At 33.2% G+C, this 14,784-nt stretch carries 13 protein-coding genes and 1 riboswitch; of the genes, 12 read left to right on the forward strand and 1 reads right to left on the reverse strand.

The features are described from left to right. The first annotated feature begins 159 nt into the window (after positions 1 to 159). The 12 genes from ACQKFG_RS13560 to ACQKFG_RS13615 all read left to right on the forward strand — a co-directional run bounded on the left by ACQKFG_RS13560 (position 160) and on the right by ACQKFG_RS13615 (position 14,064). Positions 160 to 855, forward strand: coding sequence for a CatB-related O-acetyltransferase (locus tag ACQKFG_RS13560; protein WP_427559648.1), 696 nt, complete (start codon positions 160 to 162; stop codon positions 853 to 855). After that, positions 852 to 2,018, forward strand: coding sequence for a glycosyltransferase (locus ACQKFG_RS13565; RefSeq protein ID WP_427559651.1), 1,167 nt, complete (start codon positions 852 to 854; stop codon positions 2,016 to 2,018). The genes ACQKFG_RS13560 and ACQKFG_RS13565 overlap by 4 nt, the downstream gene beginning before the upstream one ends. 70 nt (positions 2,019 to 2,088) lie before the next feature. Further along, the gene (locus tag ACQKFG_RS13570) at positions 2,089 to 3,405 is read left to right on the forward strand and encodes a UDP-glucose dehydrogenase family protein (RefSeq protein ID WP_427559654.1); all 1,317 of its coding nucleotides are present in this window, start codon (positions 2,089 to 2,091) and stop codon (positions 3,403 to 3,405) included. A 551-nt stretch (positions 3,406 to 3,956) separates the two neighbouring features. After that, on the forward strand, positions 3,957 to 5,411 hold the full coding sequence (locus tag ACQKFG_RS13575) for a hypothetical protein (protein WP_427559657.1): 1,455 nt from the start codon (positions 3,957 to 3,959) through the stop codon (positions 5,409 to 5,411). Positions 5,412 to 5,625: 214 nt separating this feature from the next. After that, positions 5,626 to 6,768 carry a nucleotidyltransferase domain-containing protein gene (locus tag ACQKFG_RS13580; RefSeq protein WP_427559660.1) on the forward strand — a complete coding sequence of 381 codons (1,143 nt, stop codon included), beginning with the start codon at positions 5,626 to 5,628 and terminating at the stop codon, positions 6,766 to 6,768. 710 nt (positions 6,769 to 7,478) lie between these two features. Continuing rightward, positions 7,479 to 9,419: a lasso peptide isopeptide bond-forming cyclase gene (locus ACQKFG_RS13585; RefSeq protein ID WP_427559663.1), complete on the forward strand. Its 1,941-nt coding sequence runs from the start codon at positions 7,479 to 7,481 to the stop codon at positions 9,417 to 9,419. Between the two features lie 15 nt (positions 9,420 to 9,434). Further along, entirely contained in the window at positions 9,435 to 9,566 is a 132-nt protein-coding gene (locus ACQKFG_RS13590; protein ID WP_141489635.1) for a paeninodin family lasso peptide, read from the forward strand. Positions 9,567 to 9,707: 141 nt separating this feature from the next. Next, positions 9,708 to 10,649: an HPr kinase/phosphorylase gene (locus ACQKFG_RS13595; protein ID WP_427559667.1), complete on the forward strand. Its 942-nt coding sequence runs from the start codon at positions 9,708 to 9,710 to the stop codon at positions 10,647 to 10,649. Then, positions 10,639 to 10,929 carry a lasso peptide biosynthesis PqqD family chaperone gene (locus ACQKFG_RS13600; protein ID WP_192205842.1) on the forward strand — a complete coding sequence of 97 codons (291 nt, stop codon included), beginning with the start codon at positions 10,639 to 10,641 and terminating at the stop codon, positions 10,927 to 10,929. Before ACQKFG_RS13595 ends, ACQKFG_RS13600 begins: the two co-directional genes overlap by 11 nt. Before the next feature lie 33 nt (positions 10,930 to 10,962). Next, positions 10,963 to 11,445 (forward strand): lasso peptide biosynthesis B2 protein, encoded by a 483-nt coding sequence (locus ACQKFG_RS13605; protein WP_349727939.1) that lies wholly within the window; start codon positions 10,963 to 10,965, stop codon positions 11,443 to 11,445. Between the two features lie 196 nt (positions 11,446 to 11,641). After that, on the forward strand, positions 11,642 to 13,441 hold the full coding sequence (locus ACQKFG_RS13610) for an ABC transporter ATP-binding protein (RefSeq protein WP_427559671.1): 1,800 nt from the start codon (positions 11,642 to 11,644) through the stop codon (positions 13,439 to 13,441). Positions 13,442 to 13,857: 416 nt separating this feature from the next. After that, positions 13,858 to 13,941: riboswitch (cyclic di-GMP riboswitch) on the forward strand. Positions 13,942 to 13,959: 18 nt separating this feature from the next. After that, on the forward strand, positions 13,960 to 14,064 hold the full coding sequence (locus ACQKFG_RS13615; protein ID WP_144549927.1) for an anti-repressor SinI family protein: 105 nt from the start codon (positions 13,960 to 13,962) through the stop codon (positions 14,062 to 14,064). A gap of 350 nt (positions 14,065 to 14,414) precedes the next feature. Here ACQKFG_RS13615 and ACQKFG_RS13620 read toward each other — a convergent pair. Then, a partial coding sequence (locus tag ACQKFG_RS13620; RefSeq protein ID WP_427559675.1) for a transposase occupies positions 14,415 to 14,784 on the reverse strand: 370 nt, incomplete at its 5' end.

Genomic DNA, 14,784 nt, shown 5'->3' on the forward strand with positions numbered 1-14,784 from the left:
TTCTTTTGCAAAGTTCAAATGGGGACAGGCTTCAAATATTATGTATAGTCTAAAGATAATAATCTCTAAAAGATATTTTATTAATAAATTCCTTTTTAGAGAAATAAGTTAAGGTTTTAAAGAAAGATAAAAAATTGAGTGGTGATTAAAACGGATACTATGGGAAAGAAATTAATTAAATTATTATTAGCGAAGTATATTGCAAATAAAACTGAATCTATCATAAATAAGGGATGCAGCTTGAATTTTAAGACTATCCTTGAAGGAAAGAATGTAATTAATAATAATGCACAAATTTCTAATAGTAAAATAGGATATGGCTCTTATATTGGAAGTGAATCAAATTTAAATAACACATTAATTGGTAGGTATTGTTCAATAGGAGAAGATGTTAAAATTATTGCAGGGCGTCATCCAACCAAAACTTTTGTATCCACACATCCAGCTTTTTTTTCTACAAGTAAGCAAGCAGGGTTTACCTACGTTGAAAAAACTTCATTTGAAGAACACAAATATCCTGACCAGGATAAACTTTTCTCTGTAATTATTGGAAACGATGTTTGGATAGGCGCCGATGTGAAAATTCTTGAAGGTGTGAATATTGGTGATGGAGTGGTGATTGCTACTGGTGCAGTTGTAATTAATGATTTGGAGCCATATTCAATTTACGGTGGAGTTCCAGCAAAAAAAATTGGAGAAAGATTTTCTGAATTTGAAAAAATGTTTCTTTTAAAATATAAATGGTGGGATAAAGATAAAGAATGGATAAAAAAAAATGCTCAATCTTTTTCGGATATAGAGAGATTTATAAACAAACATGCTAAAGAATATGAGAATAGTGAAGGTATGAAATGAAAAATATAGCAATAGTTGTAGTGGCGTATAATAGAGTAAAATCATTAAAAAGATTATTAATATCACTTAAAAGTGCTAGTTATAATGGTGTAAATGTTCCATTAATAATAAGTATTGACAAAAGTGAAAGCATGGAAGTGGCAGAATTTGCAAACGCGTTTGAGTGGCCATATGGTGAAAAAGAGGTTATCCAACACCCTGAAAATTTAGGTTTAAGGAAACATGTTTTATTTTGTGGTAATTTAACAAAAAATTATGATGCAGTTATAGTTTTAGAGGATGACATCTATGTATCAAAATACTTTTATAAGTATGTTTATCAAACCGTTGAAAAATATGATTCTTGTGATCTTATAGCAGGAATTTCATTATATACTCATTTATGGAATGTGGGTGCAAACAGACCTTTTACTCCCTTGAATAATGGATTTGATGCATATTTTTTACAATATGCTCAGTCTTGGGGCCAAGTTTGGACTAAAAGAATGTGGTCACAGTTCTATGAGTGGTATATAAAAAGTGAAAATGATTGGAGTGAAAAAGTAAATCTACCTAATAATATTCAGAAGTGGCCGGATTCTTCATGGTTAAAATATTATATAAGTTACACTACTAAAACAAATCGTTATTTTGTTTATCCATATATTTCTTTGACAACTAATTTTACGGATGCAGGGACTCATAATAAGGTATCGAATACTAGTTTTCAAGTACCGTTACTATCATATGAAATAGAACAATATAAACTACCTGATTTTACTGCTAATTCCTTGAAATATGATGTTTTTTTTGAACAAGAAAGCATAGCGGTAGATTTAGAAATCCCAAAGGAAGATATTTGTATTGATTTGTATGGATATAAAAATAATGAAAAAAAACAAAGATATTGGCTTACCACTAAGCAATTAGATTATAAGATAATAAAAGAGTATACTCTTCAACTAAAACCACATGAACTTAATGTTATAAATAACTTGGTTGGAAATGGAATTTACCTTTATGATACTTCCTATAGTGGTCAAAAACAAAACAGTAAAAAGAAAAATTTACAAAATGTTTCCCTAATTAGATATGATGTACGTGCATTAGATACTAGAAGCCTTATAAGTTTATTAAAGTACGAATTAAAAGTTGCTATTCAGAAGAGGTTAAGAAATAAGTAATAAAAATAATTGTAATACGGTTTGCAAGTGGATTGTTTATGAATTACAAAAAATATTAGGAGTGTATGTTATGAGAGTTTCTGTTGTAGGTATTGGATATGTTGGTTTAGTTACTGCCATTTGCCTAGCTGAAAAAGGTAATTTAGTAACCTGTGTAGATATAGATGAAGAAAAAATAAAATTATTGAATAGCGGTATATCTCCTATTTATGAACCACAACTTGAAGATTTGATGTGGAAAAATAAAGAGAAGATTAGGTATGTAAGTGACCATAAAGAAGCATATAGCGATGCTGATGTAATAATTATAGCCGTTGGTACACCAGAAAAAAAAGATGGATCTGTTGATCTTCAATATATTTACGGTGTAGCAAAAGAAGTGGCAAGTGCAGTGATTAAAGATTGTGTTGTGGCTATAAAATCAACAGTACCAGTCGGAACAAATGATAAAGTTGAGAGAATAATAAAAGAAAACCTTAAATATAAGGTTAATATTGATGTTGTTGCAAATCCTGAGTTCTTGTCACAAGGAACAGCTGTTAAGGATACTTTAAATGCTACTAGGATCGTTTTAGGTTCTAATTCAAAAAATGCAGAGGTTATTATGCGGGAGGTTTATAGAGATTTTGATATTCCTTTCGTAATTACTGATCGAAAAAGCGCAGAAATGATTAAGTATGCATCTAACGACTTTTTAGCCTTAAAGATTTCCTATATAAATGAAATTGCTAATTTATGTGAAATTGTAGGTGCTAATATAGAAGATGTAACCAAAGGTATGGGAATGGATCCGAGGATTGGTAACCACTTTTTAAATGCAGGGATCGGTTATGGCGGTTCATGCTTCCCTAAAGATACTCAAGCACTACATTGGCTAGCGAGATATAATGACTATGAGATTAAAACAGTTAAGGCTACAATTGAAGTAAATGAAAATCAGAAAATAAAATTGGTTAAGAAAGCTAGAAAGTATGTTAATAGTTTTAATGGGCTAAATGTTGCAGTCCTTGGGCTTACTTTTAAGCCAGGAACAGATGATTTAAGAGAAGCACCATCTCTTGATAATATCCCTATACTCCTCAATGAAGGTGCAAATATAAATGTTTGGGATCCTGTCGGTATGGATAACTTCAAGAAAATTTACCCATTTGAAGTTACCTATAGCACTTCAATAGAAGAAGCGATAACAAATGCTGATATATGTTTGATTTTTACCGAATGGAAAGATATTAAAGATTTCCATTTAGAAAAATATAAAAAGTTTATGAAAAGACCTTTGGTTATTGATGGTAGGAATTGTTATAGCATTGTAGATGCACAAAATTCGGGGATAATATATGATTCTATTGGTAGAAAATCAACAGAGAAAGCAATATTGAGAGTATAAAGTTACTTTTTTAAAAATAATTAAAGAAAATCAAAACGGTCATTCTTATGGATGGCCCATTTTGTTCTTATGTAAATGTAGTGCAGGGAAAGTAAGTCCTACAAAAGAATTTCGTTCCCAGAAAAATAATAATTTATTTGAATTTTTTTCAAATAAAAATCGCAAACAACTTCCGTCTAACCAAAGAATGTTTATCTGTTTTTTGGGTTACCTCAGCACCATAAAAAAACTGCAATCTATTTACATTTATCCCTAAAATATGAACCGTCTAAACAGTTGGTACAGATTGTAAAATCTTTTGAGTTATACACAGAATTCATTATTCTATAGGAACTCATCAAGGTAGGTGAGGGTTATTCGAGCTGCTCTTGCAAACCTCCAATTCACTATTTTGGTAATTAAAGTGAATAAAAATCAAAAAACGAGATAAAAAACAAAATATTGTCGTTTTTTGTCTATGTACCTGGCTAGTAGTATAAAAATATTATAATCTCATATATTTATTGCTAATAATAGAAAAATAAACCTTATTATTCAAGGAGGAATTCGCAGTGAAACGGAGAAACTTATTACGAAATATTCTCCTCTTTATTTTTACTTTCATTTTTGGCTATACATTTAAAAAAGAGGGAGAAAGTATCCTATTACAAAGAGTAATGGATGAAGATAAGAATGGAAAGTTGAGTGATGATATAAAGAGTATAAAGGGAAAATTGGAGGAAACATTTGCAAAAGTTACAGACAATGCTATAAGTCCAGACGATTTTAAGGGAAGTGATTATCAAAAGGTTCAAGCTGCTATTATATATGCAATTAAAAACAAGAAGTCCATAAGATTAGCTAGAATGTATGATATAACAAATAATAATCCATTATTTATAGATAAACCAGATGATCGCTGGTCTTTATATTTTTATGGAGTAGGAGGTGGTTTTAAAAAAACAAACACAGGCTATTTTTTTTCTACTAACTATAATTATATAGGCGATTTGAATTATAATTGTGTAAAATTTGAAAGTATTGCAGGATCAGGTGCAAAGGTTTTTAATGGTAATAAGATTATCAGAGTATTCTCTTTAGCATGTGTTTATAGGAGTATTGATACGGTAGCATCAGCTAAAGACAGTTATCTTCAGTCTTACCGTTTCAATGGAGATAGTATAGTAGGCGGAAAAGGGAATGCAATTGAATGTGCTGGGGCGTTTGATATGGTATTCACTTCTGTCTTGGTAGAACATAGAGAAAATTTTTTTAGACAATTTAAAGATACTTCATCCGACTATCCATCATTATATAATGTTACTTTTCGGGATGTAAGTGTAGAAGGTTTGAGTGGAATGGCTTACTTTTTTTGTAGTGTAAATCTATTAACAATAGATGGCGGTTATTATGAAAAAAATGGTCTTGGAGATATCTATTTTGACCCAAATGGTAATTATACGCTTGTCTCTATTTCTAATATTCGCTCTCAGACCGAAATCGGGAATCCAAACAAATTGAGCCTAATTAGATGGGGAGGCATGGTTCAAGAGGCAAAGGTATTTAACCTTATAGGTGTCTCATTGCCTGTTAATGATACTACTGCTATAAAATCTGGTTTTATAACTACCGAAAATGAACGACAGCAAGGTGAAGGTACTGTGAGAAATATAGACCCAAACAAGAGACTTATTAGATATAGAAGTTCAAAAGATTATACAAATGAAAAAGGGGTGGCTACAACAAACTTTGGTATGTTTAAAAGGATAAAAAGGGACTATAAAAGTGATATAAATCCATATTCCTATATTATGCTTACCGTTATATTTCCTGAGTTGATTTATACTGACGACACAGTTACTGTACAGATGGATAAACCAGATGGACAGGAAATAATACTCTGTAGTTATAATAAAAACAACAATAATAGTAGTATTGAAGTATGGGTGAAAAATAATTCAAATTCTGTAGGGTCAATAACTCTACATGTTAATGTTCTTAAACCTTTCTTTAGTGTGAGCGGGTAGTACAATTGGATACTATAGTTATACTACCAATTATATGTTTTTGAAACCTTATAGAAAAACAATGAGGTTGTTACTGGAAGAAAAGTCATAAAGAGTGCTTTATGTTAAAACAATTTAAAATAAGATTATCATTTAACTTTTTAATCAACCTGTTATTTTGTAGTATTTTTGTGTGTACTGGTAATAACAATAAACAATATGAGGGAGAATAATAGTGAATAAAAATTTCAGTCTGGATTTAACTGAAATTCCTAGGGAATTAAAGTTGATTTTAGAAATACTTAAAGGTAGAAATGATGAAAGAATAATCTTAAATAAGTGTTATACAGATATTAACTGGGCCCAATTTCTTGAAATAGCAAACCATCATAGAGTATATCCTCTAGTTTTTTCACAAATAAAAAAAAAATATAAAGATTTAGTTCCTTTAAGCGTTTTTAAGTCCTTACAACAAGAATACAAAAAAAATACATACCAAATGCTTCAATTAAGTGGAGAAATGGAATTAGTGAGTACATTGTTTAATGAAAACAAGATTCGACTTCTCTTTTTAAAAGGACCGGTTATTGCCCAAGAACTGTTTGGGGATATTTCTCTTCGGACATCAAAGGACTTAGATATTTTAATCTCAATATCTGATCTAAAAAAAGCTGAAAGTCTTCTTTTGAATTGTGGTTACCAGAAAGAAGAAAAGCTCTATATTCTAAACGAATGGAAATGGCGTACTCATCATATTTCATACTACAATCCTAAAAAGCAAATACAAATCGAAATTCATTGGAGACTTAACCCATTTCCATCTAATGAACCATCCTTTAATAATTTGTGGAGAAGGAGAAGGAGAAGTGGACTTACTACTGCTCCAATTTATTATTTAGGTAATGAAGATTTATTTTCATATCTTATTACACATGGGGCGCGTCATGGATGGTTTCGGCTACGTTGGTTGATTGATATTGATCAAATGGTGTTAAAAGGTCTTAATACTGAAAAGATAATCTTCTCTTTGAAAAAATACAAATATAATTTTCAGGTAGGACAAGCACTCATCTTATCTTCTCAACTATTAGATACTCCTGTTACCAAAGAATTTGAAAAATTAACAAAAGTCAATAACTCAATAAAATTAGCACAAGAATCAATATGTTTTATTTGTGAAAAGAGTCAGTTCAAATATCCACAAGACTATATGAATGCATTTAAGACAGAATGGCAAAAATTTATTTCTATTGTTATGTTAATTTATCCTAGATATATAGATGCATTGACATTGAGATTACCCAGACCATTACATTTTTTATATTTCCCTTTACGCCCGTTTATATGGATTTGGAGAAAGAGGAGGAAATTTACCTAAACATAGAAGTAAAAAATTATTGAGTTATTATTTTTACTAATAACATTACAAATTATATGGTAGGATCAACTTACTCAATGGCCTATAAACAATTTGGTCCTACTAACTGTCATTCTCATACACCTGAAATTATTTAAGAAGTAATCACCATTACATTAATTGCAATAAATTTTAAACAATTAGGAGAGTATTTTAGAAGGGAATTTTTTAAGATTTATTGCAATGGAAAGATGGGCGATTGGGAAGCTTTTTTTGATAAGTCGTTGTTAGTAAAGATATTGACACAGCCACCAATAGGTGGTAATTTTAAGTTAGATGATTCGCTATAAAGAACAATATGGTTCTTTATAGAATTTGCATAGCTTGTCTTTTAAATACTATAGAACTATTAAGTAATAATTTTTTTAGTAAGCGAAATTTTAAGCAATGCATTTCAAAAAAAACTATAAATAATAATTTTAATTTTAGAGAAATAAATACTAATACTAATATCTATGCCAATCATTGGCCATGCTTTTAGGAGTTTGATGAATTGAAAGGATGAATTTAAATGCCTCTATTACAAATGAAAGAAATATGGACACCATTAAAGTTAGTTGGGGTGAAAATTTTTAGATCAGATGATAGAAGTATTTTCATCAAAGTTTTTAACCAACATCGAAGGAGGATAATGTAATTTATTCACATAACAAAACAATCAGGGGGAAAACATGAGTGCTATAGCCGGTATTTATCATTTTAATGAAGAGCCTATGAATCTTCAACATTGCCATAATTTGATGACGGCTTTACAAAAGTACCCTGCTGATTCAGTCCAAATGTGGAATTCAGAAAAGGTTTTTCTCGGTTGTCATGCTCAATGGATAACTCCGGAATCTGTTGGTGAGCAGCTCCCGTTATATGATTTTGAAAGACGCTGTACTATTACGGCTGATGCTATTATTGATAATCGTGAAGAGTTAATCCAGAGGTTACAAGTTAGGCCTTCCAACCAAAAGGGCATTACTGATAGTGAACTGATTCTACTATCCTACTATAAGTGGGGTGAAGAGGCCCCCAAGTTCTTAATAGGAGATTTTGCTTTTGTCATTTGGGATGAAAAGAAACAGAAACTGTTTGGGGCAAGGGATTTTTCGGGAAGCAGAACGCTTTATTATCACCAAAACTATCAGAAATTTGCTTTTTGTACTACAATAGATCCACTTTTAACATTACCTTTTATTGAAAAAAAGTTGAATGAGCAGTGGCTTGCTGAGTATTTGGCCGTATCGGGAATGATTGATGCAGTAGATTCTTCATTTACGCCGTATAAAACCATAAATCAGATACCACCATCTCATAGCTTAACAATAGAGAATAATAAGGTGACTTTAAAACGATATTCCTTTTTAACTCAAGGCGATAAGTTAAAACTTAAATCTACTGAAGATTACATAGAAGCATTTCAAAGTGTCTTCCAGGAAGCTGTTACATCAAGATTAAGGACACATCGGAAAGTTGGCGCCCAGTTGAGTGGTGGGTTGGATTCCGGGGCTGTTGTTGGCTTTGCAGTGAATAAATTGCAGCGGGAAAGCACTGCGCTACATACATATAGTTATATTCCTCCCGAAGATTTTAAAGATTTTACTCCTAAATACTTATTGGCTGATGAGCGGCCTTTCATCAAATCTACGGTAGGACATGTTGGTGGCATTATTGATCATTATTGTGACTTTAAGGGGAAAGACTCCTATTCTGAAATGGAAGACTTTCTTGACATCATGGAGATGCCATATAAGTTTTTTGAAAATTCTTTCTGGTTGAAAGGGATGTTTGAAAAAGCGAATGAGGATGGGATGGGTGTTTTGCTTAATGGAGATAGAGGGAACTTTTCAATTTCCTGGGGATTCCCCTTGGAGTATTACTCCCTTCTATTAAAAAGGCTAAAGTGGGTTCGACTATATCAAGAGTTGGAACAATATAGGAATAATGTTGGCGGATCTAGATTGCGAAAGGTGAAAACCATTGCAAGAATCGGCTTTCCAATCATTGATCGGATCTTTCCGGAGGGCACGCCATATAAAATTCCTTCCTTAATCAATCCAAGATTTGCAGAAGAAGTAAGGGTATATGACAAATTTAAAGATTTCGGCATGGATGAAACAGGCTGGTATTCGAATTCTAATATTTTTAAAGAAAGAAAAAAGCATTTTGAAGATATCTTTCAGTGGAATGCAGGAAATACACTTTCCACAAAGCTCTCCTTACGATACAAGTTGTGGAAGCGAGATCCGACGAATGATATCCGAGTTATTCGCTTTTGCTTATCACTCCCGGAAAGTCAATATGTACAGAATGGGATGGATCGTGCCCTGATTCGGAATGCTACAGTGAATTTCCTACCCGATAAAGTAAGGCTAAACCAACGGTACAGGGGTGTGCAAGGTGCAGATTGGGTTCACCGAATGCTGCCCAAATGGGAGACATTCACTGATGAGTTGCAGCAGATGAGAGCAGATAAAAAAGCATTAGAATATCTAGATGCTCAAGCAATTAACAAAGCATTAATAAAGATAAAAGAAGGAGCTAGGCCAGAATATGCGCCTGATCCCGATTATAAATTTTTAATGCGTAGTTTAATTGTATATCGATTTTTAAAAAAATTTGATTAAAAGGAGGTGATTAGTATGAAAAAGGAATGGAAAAAACCTGAATTAGAAGTACTTGATGTTAATCAAACAATGCTTGGAACAGATGGTGATTACACAGATGCTGCATTTCCAGCAGGCACTCCTAAAGGTGACATAACTTTTAGTTAAACTTTTTACGCTACAAAGTCTGTTAGGTTCCCCTAAGCCCCTATTTATCCAGTTAATAGGGGTATGACTTCAAGAATAACAAAGTATTAAACATTCGAACTGTCTAATTAAGAGACGTTATTTATGTACGGGGGTATTTATATGATCGGTATCAAAACAAGAACAGTTTATGAAGCGTATGGTTTAACCGTTTCAAGTGATATAGCATTGCCTGAATTGCTTCCTATTAATATAGTGGATGATAAAACGGATATTGTTATCGAAAAAGCGGATCTCCATGCATTATGGTCTGAGCATTCAGTTCCAGAAGATGATTTTGTAATTAAGAAAGACTGGATTATGTTCCATGTTTCCAATACTTCCATTTTCTTGATCCAAAGTGGTAATAGAATAGAATTTTGTCCAATTGATGAGGCGCAAGAAGATGAGATACGGCTTTATATCCTCGGAACATGCATGGGTGCCATTTTGATGCAAAGAAAAATCCTTCCTATACATGGAAGTGCGGTGGCCATAGATGGAAAGGCATATGCGATTGTTGGTGATTCTGGTGCTGGGAAATCCACTCTTGCTTCAGCTTTTTTAAAAAGGGGCTATAAGCTCATGAGTGATGATGTCATACCAGTAACTCTAAATAATGAAAATATACCCATTGTAACCCCTTCATATCCACAACAAAAATTATGGCTGGAGAGCTTAAATCATTTTGAAATGGATTCAAATAACTATCAGCCACTCATTGTTAGAGAAGATAAATTCGCTGTTCCTGTTCAAGATCAGTTTATTACCGAACAACTCCCGCTTGCTGGTGTTTTTGAATTGATCAAGAGTGAAGATACCGAGATAGATATCAAGCCAATACCATCTCTTCAAAGATTTTATAAATTATATCATCATACATATCGCAATTTTTTTATCCAAAGATCTGGATTGATGGACTGGCATTTCAACACTTCAGCCAAAATGATTAAGAAAATCGAGTTTTTCCAACTACGTAGACCAACGGACCGTTTCACGGCTCCGAACTTATCCGAAACAATTTTACATGCATTAAAAAGGGAGGAAAGTGTTTATGAATATTAATCAACTTGAAACAAAAAGTCTATATAGCCAAAATCCAGGAAACATAGTAAGTGACATGGATGGGGAAAAGGTCATGTTAAGCGTTTCTAACGGAAAATATTATAATTTAGGTGAACTAGGCGGGCAAATTTGGGAGTTAATGAAGGAACCCATTACAATTCAAGAGTTAGTTACAACATTACAGTCACAATACAATGTCGATCCGACCGATTGTAAAGAGCATGTCACGGACTTTTTAAGTCAATTGCTGGAACAAGGTTTAGTTAGCATACATTCCTAGTATAATGAATCTTTAGTCTAGGAGGCTAAAACAATGAATATCGTAAAGAAAGCTCAGACTTTTCTTCGATTAGATTTCAAGACAAAGCTGCTGTATATCGAAGCCTTTTTACATTTAGGCAGGGCCCGCTATCTTAAAAGCATTTCCTTTTCAAAAGTTGCCCCAACACTTGGTGAACTGATGAAAGAGTCATCATATGAATTGAATGCAGCGGATAAAGAGACTTTAGCAAATGTATCGCGGGCTATAAATATTATGAGCCGCTACACCATATGGGAAAGCCAGTGTCTTGTAAAGGCCATGGCGGCTATGAAGATGTTGGAAAAACGAAAGATTGATAGCACTCTTTATTTAGGTACAGCCAAAGATGAGAATGGAGGGCTCATTGCACATGCTTGGCTGCGCAGTGGACCTTTTTATATAACCGGAGCTGAAGTGATGGATAGGTTCACTGTTGTTTCTAAGTTCTCTAAAAAGAACAGAAGTAGAGGTCTGAAAGAACAGGAATCTAGTTAACAATCTTAAAACATTCTATTTTAACCAAATAAACCCTCCAAGGTCCAGGAGTCCACGCGTTACTACCCCACCCATACTATCTTCTAAAAATCTTAGAAAAGTGAATACCCAATACCTTTCCTTCCATTTTCGCGCTTTACCACCGGTAACATGGAGGAAAATGATTAAATATGGGCTTTGAATGGAGGATATGGTGATGAAGCATCTGTTACTTTTTACCAAACAAATACATGATTATTCGGGGAAAATTCTCTATATCAATCTTATTTGTATGATTTTAATAGGGTTTTTAGAAAGTGTAGGAATTTTCTTATTGATCCCATTGATTGGATTGACCGGTGTAATGGATATAAAAACGGATGAAGTGCCTTTCATAAGCTGGGTTAATGAGTTATTCTTGGGAATTCCGGAAACGCTAAGCCTTTTATTAATACTTGGAGTTTATGTGATATTAATGGTAGGACAAAGTGTATTTAAGCGGAATCAAACAATTTTGGGAGTGAAAATCCAACAAGGTTTTGTTAGAAAGTTAAGGGATGAGGCGTATGGAAGCCTGCTGCAAGTCAATTGGGGATTTTATTTAAAAAAGAGGAAATCCGATATTATCAACATCATGACTAATGAAACCTTCAATGTAAGTGCAGGGATAAATTTATTTTTACAGTTTATATCCTCACTTATATTTACTTTCATCCAAATCGGTATAGCTTTTTATTTATCTGTTCCAATGACGAGTTTTATAATAGCCTTTGGGTTCATTCTTATTTTTTCGTCCCGGAAATTTGTGAAAAAGTCTCAGTCCATTGGGAAGGAAACCTATCAGCTAACACAAACCTATTTAGCGGGGATGACAGATCACCTTAACGGAATGAAAGATATCAAAAGTAATTCACTAGAGGAATCTCATTTGAATTGGTTTCTGTCTTTAAGTGAGAGAATGGAAAAAAACAGAATCAAGTTAACGACTTTAAATACTACCTCCCAGATGATCTTCAAAATTGTATCTTCAGTCTTAATTGCCATTTTTGTATTTTTTTCGATAAAGATGTTCATGGCCCAGCCAACACAATTAATGCTGATAACAGTTATTTTTTCAAGGTTATGGCCAAGGTTTACTAGCATTCAATCGAATTTAGAGCAAATAGGATCTACTCTACCGTCTTTTAAAGCGCTGTCGGATTTACAAAACGAATGTAGAGTTGCAAGAGAGTTATATGAATCTGATTATAAAAATATCAAGCCTATTGATATTGAACAAGGGTTGGATTGCCGTAATGTTTATTTTACTTATGATCAAAATGAAAGCACTTATGCCCTTAAAAATATAAACATACACATACCATCTAACCTTATGACCGCTATAGTAGGACGATCAGGTGCCGGAAAAAGCACCTTAATTGATATATTAATGGGATTAAATCAACCTGATAGGGGGGAAGTCAGAATAGATGATATTCCCCTTACTAATGACCGCTTATTATCGCTGCGGAGGTCCATAAGTTATATCCCGCAAGATCCGTTTCTCTTTAATGCAACAATAAGGGAAAATTTGCTGATCATTGACCCTGATGCAAGTGAGAAATCCATATGGGAGTCTTTGGAATTCGCTGCAGCTGCTGATTTTGTCAGTAAGCTACCTCAAGGTCTGGATACACTCATCGGTGATCGAGGTGTCCGACTGTCAGGAGGGGAAAGGCAGCGTCTAGTGTTAGCCAGAGCGATTTTACGCAAACCGGCCATCCTTGTATTGGATGAAGCGACAAGTGCATTAGATACCGAGAACGAAGCGAAGATTCAATCCGCTATTGAAAGATTAAAAGGGAAAATGACCATCATCGTCATAGCTCACCGTTTATCGACGATTCGCAATGCGGATCAAGTACTGGTCATGGATCAGGGAGAAATCATTCAGGTCGGTGAATATAACCAGTTAGCTAATGAAAAAAGAGGGATGTTTAGCAATTTATTAGGTATCCAAATGGAATCAAGTGTGTAAATATTTGTTCACGAATAGTCAGGTTACAGCCATAGTATGGTTTGTAATGCTGGCTTTTTTTCTTAGGGGAAATAAATTAAAACTGAATTTATATTTCGAAATACTATTTTTGTAAGATAGCAAGTTCGAGCTTATTATAGCTATTATAAATGTATTTTTAATAAAAGAGTTGTTAAAGAAAGCACATAATACCAATGTATTAACATTGTAATGTCACTTTTTGATGAATGGTGTTGAAAAATGGCAGAAAAAAACGAATAGTATTAAGAGCTATTAATACGTTTTTAAGTATAATTAACATTAATATAGTTTTAATTAAAGGGAAATTTTTTTAGTGCATGATGGTTTATTTAGCACCATGGAAACAAGGGAATTCAAGATATTTATCAATCTTGGGAGTAATTAAGGTGAAATATTCTTGAGAAAGGCAAACCTATTGAAAAGTAGGGACGCAAAATTACAGGTCTAAGGCTAAATGCTAAGACGGCTGTGTTACCACAAGTTGGGTGGGATTTATCATGGAAGCTAAAAATGAACGGGAAGAATGGGTTTATCTAATGTTAGAGGCTAAAAGTTTAGGTTTATCTATTGAAGAAGTGCGGGAGTTCATAAAAGGAAAATGAAAAATTATCTTAGGGAAGGCTGTTATAAAGTCTTCTTTTTTTGTTTTCATTACACGAAATTACCGTAAAGGTATCTAGAATAAAGAGTATGGGGACAATAATAAAAATAAAACCTAATTGAGAGGGATTTTTATTATGGATGGACTTAATGCTTTTATGAAGGGATTAATATGGGGAACTTTATTCAGTGTACCGTTATGGTTATCATTCTTAGGTTGGATAAAAATAATCATGAATTTTATTAAGTAAGTGCTTAATTAAAGTGATGCCAAGGAAGGGCTTTATATAATAATCATGGAATTTAGTTATTTGGATTTGAGTCAATATTTTGGACACTAAAATGTTAAATCTTAAGCTGTATTCCTAATTCGATCTTCAATGGCTTGTGGGGTTTGATAGCCCAAGCTGCTGTGAATTCTTTTTTGGTTATACCAACCTTCAATAAATTGGAACATCGCTAATTTAGCTGTTTGATAGTCTAGATATTGTACGTGGTTGACTTCTTCCTTTTTTAATAGGGCATGAAAGGATTCAATACAGGCATTATCGTACGGGCAACCTTTCTGACTAAAGGATTGCTTAATATGATGGTTTTGGATATGTTGAGTAAACTCACTGCTTGTATATTGTGAGCCAAGATCCGTATGAAGAACTAAGCCCTCCGAGGGCTTTTGTGATAAGTGTGCGTTATTGAAAGCTTTTATGACCAGTTCTGTCGTC

Origin of the sequence: Peribacillus sp. NPDC076916 (assembly GCF_050269675.1) — a bacterium.
GTDB lineage: Bacteria > Bacillota > Bacilli > Bacillales > DSM-1321 > Peribacillus > Peribacillus aracenensis.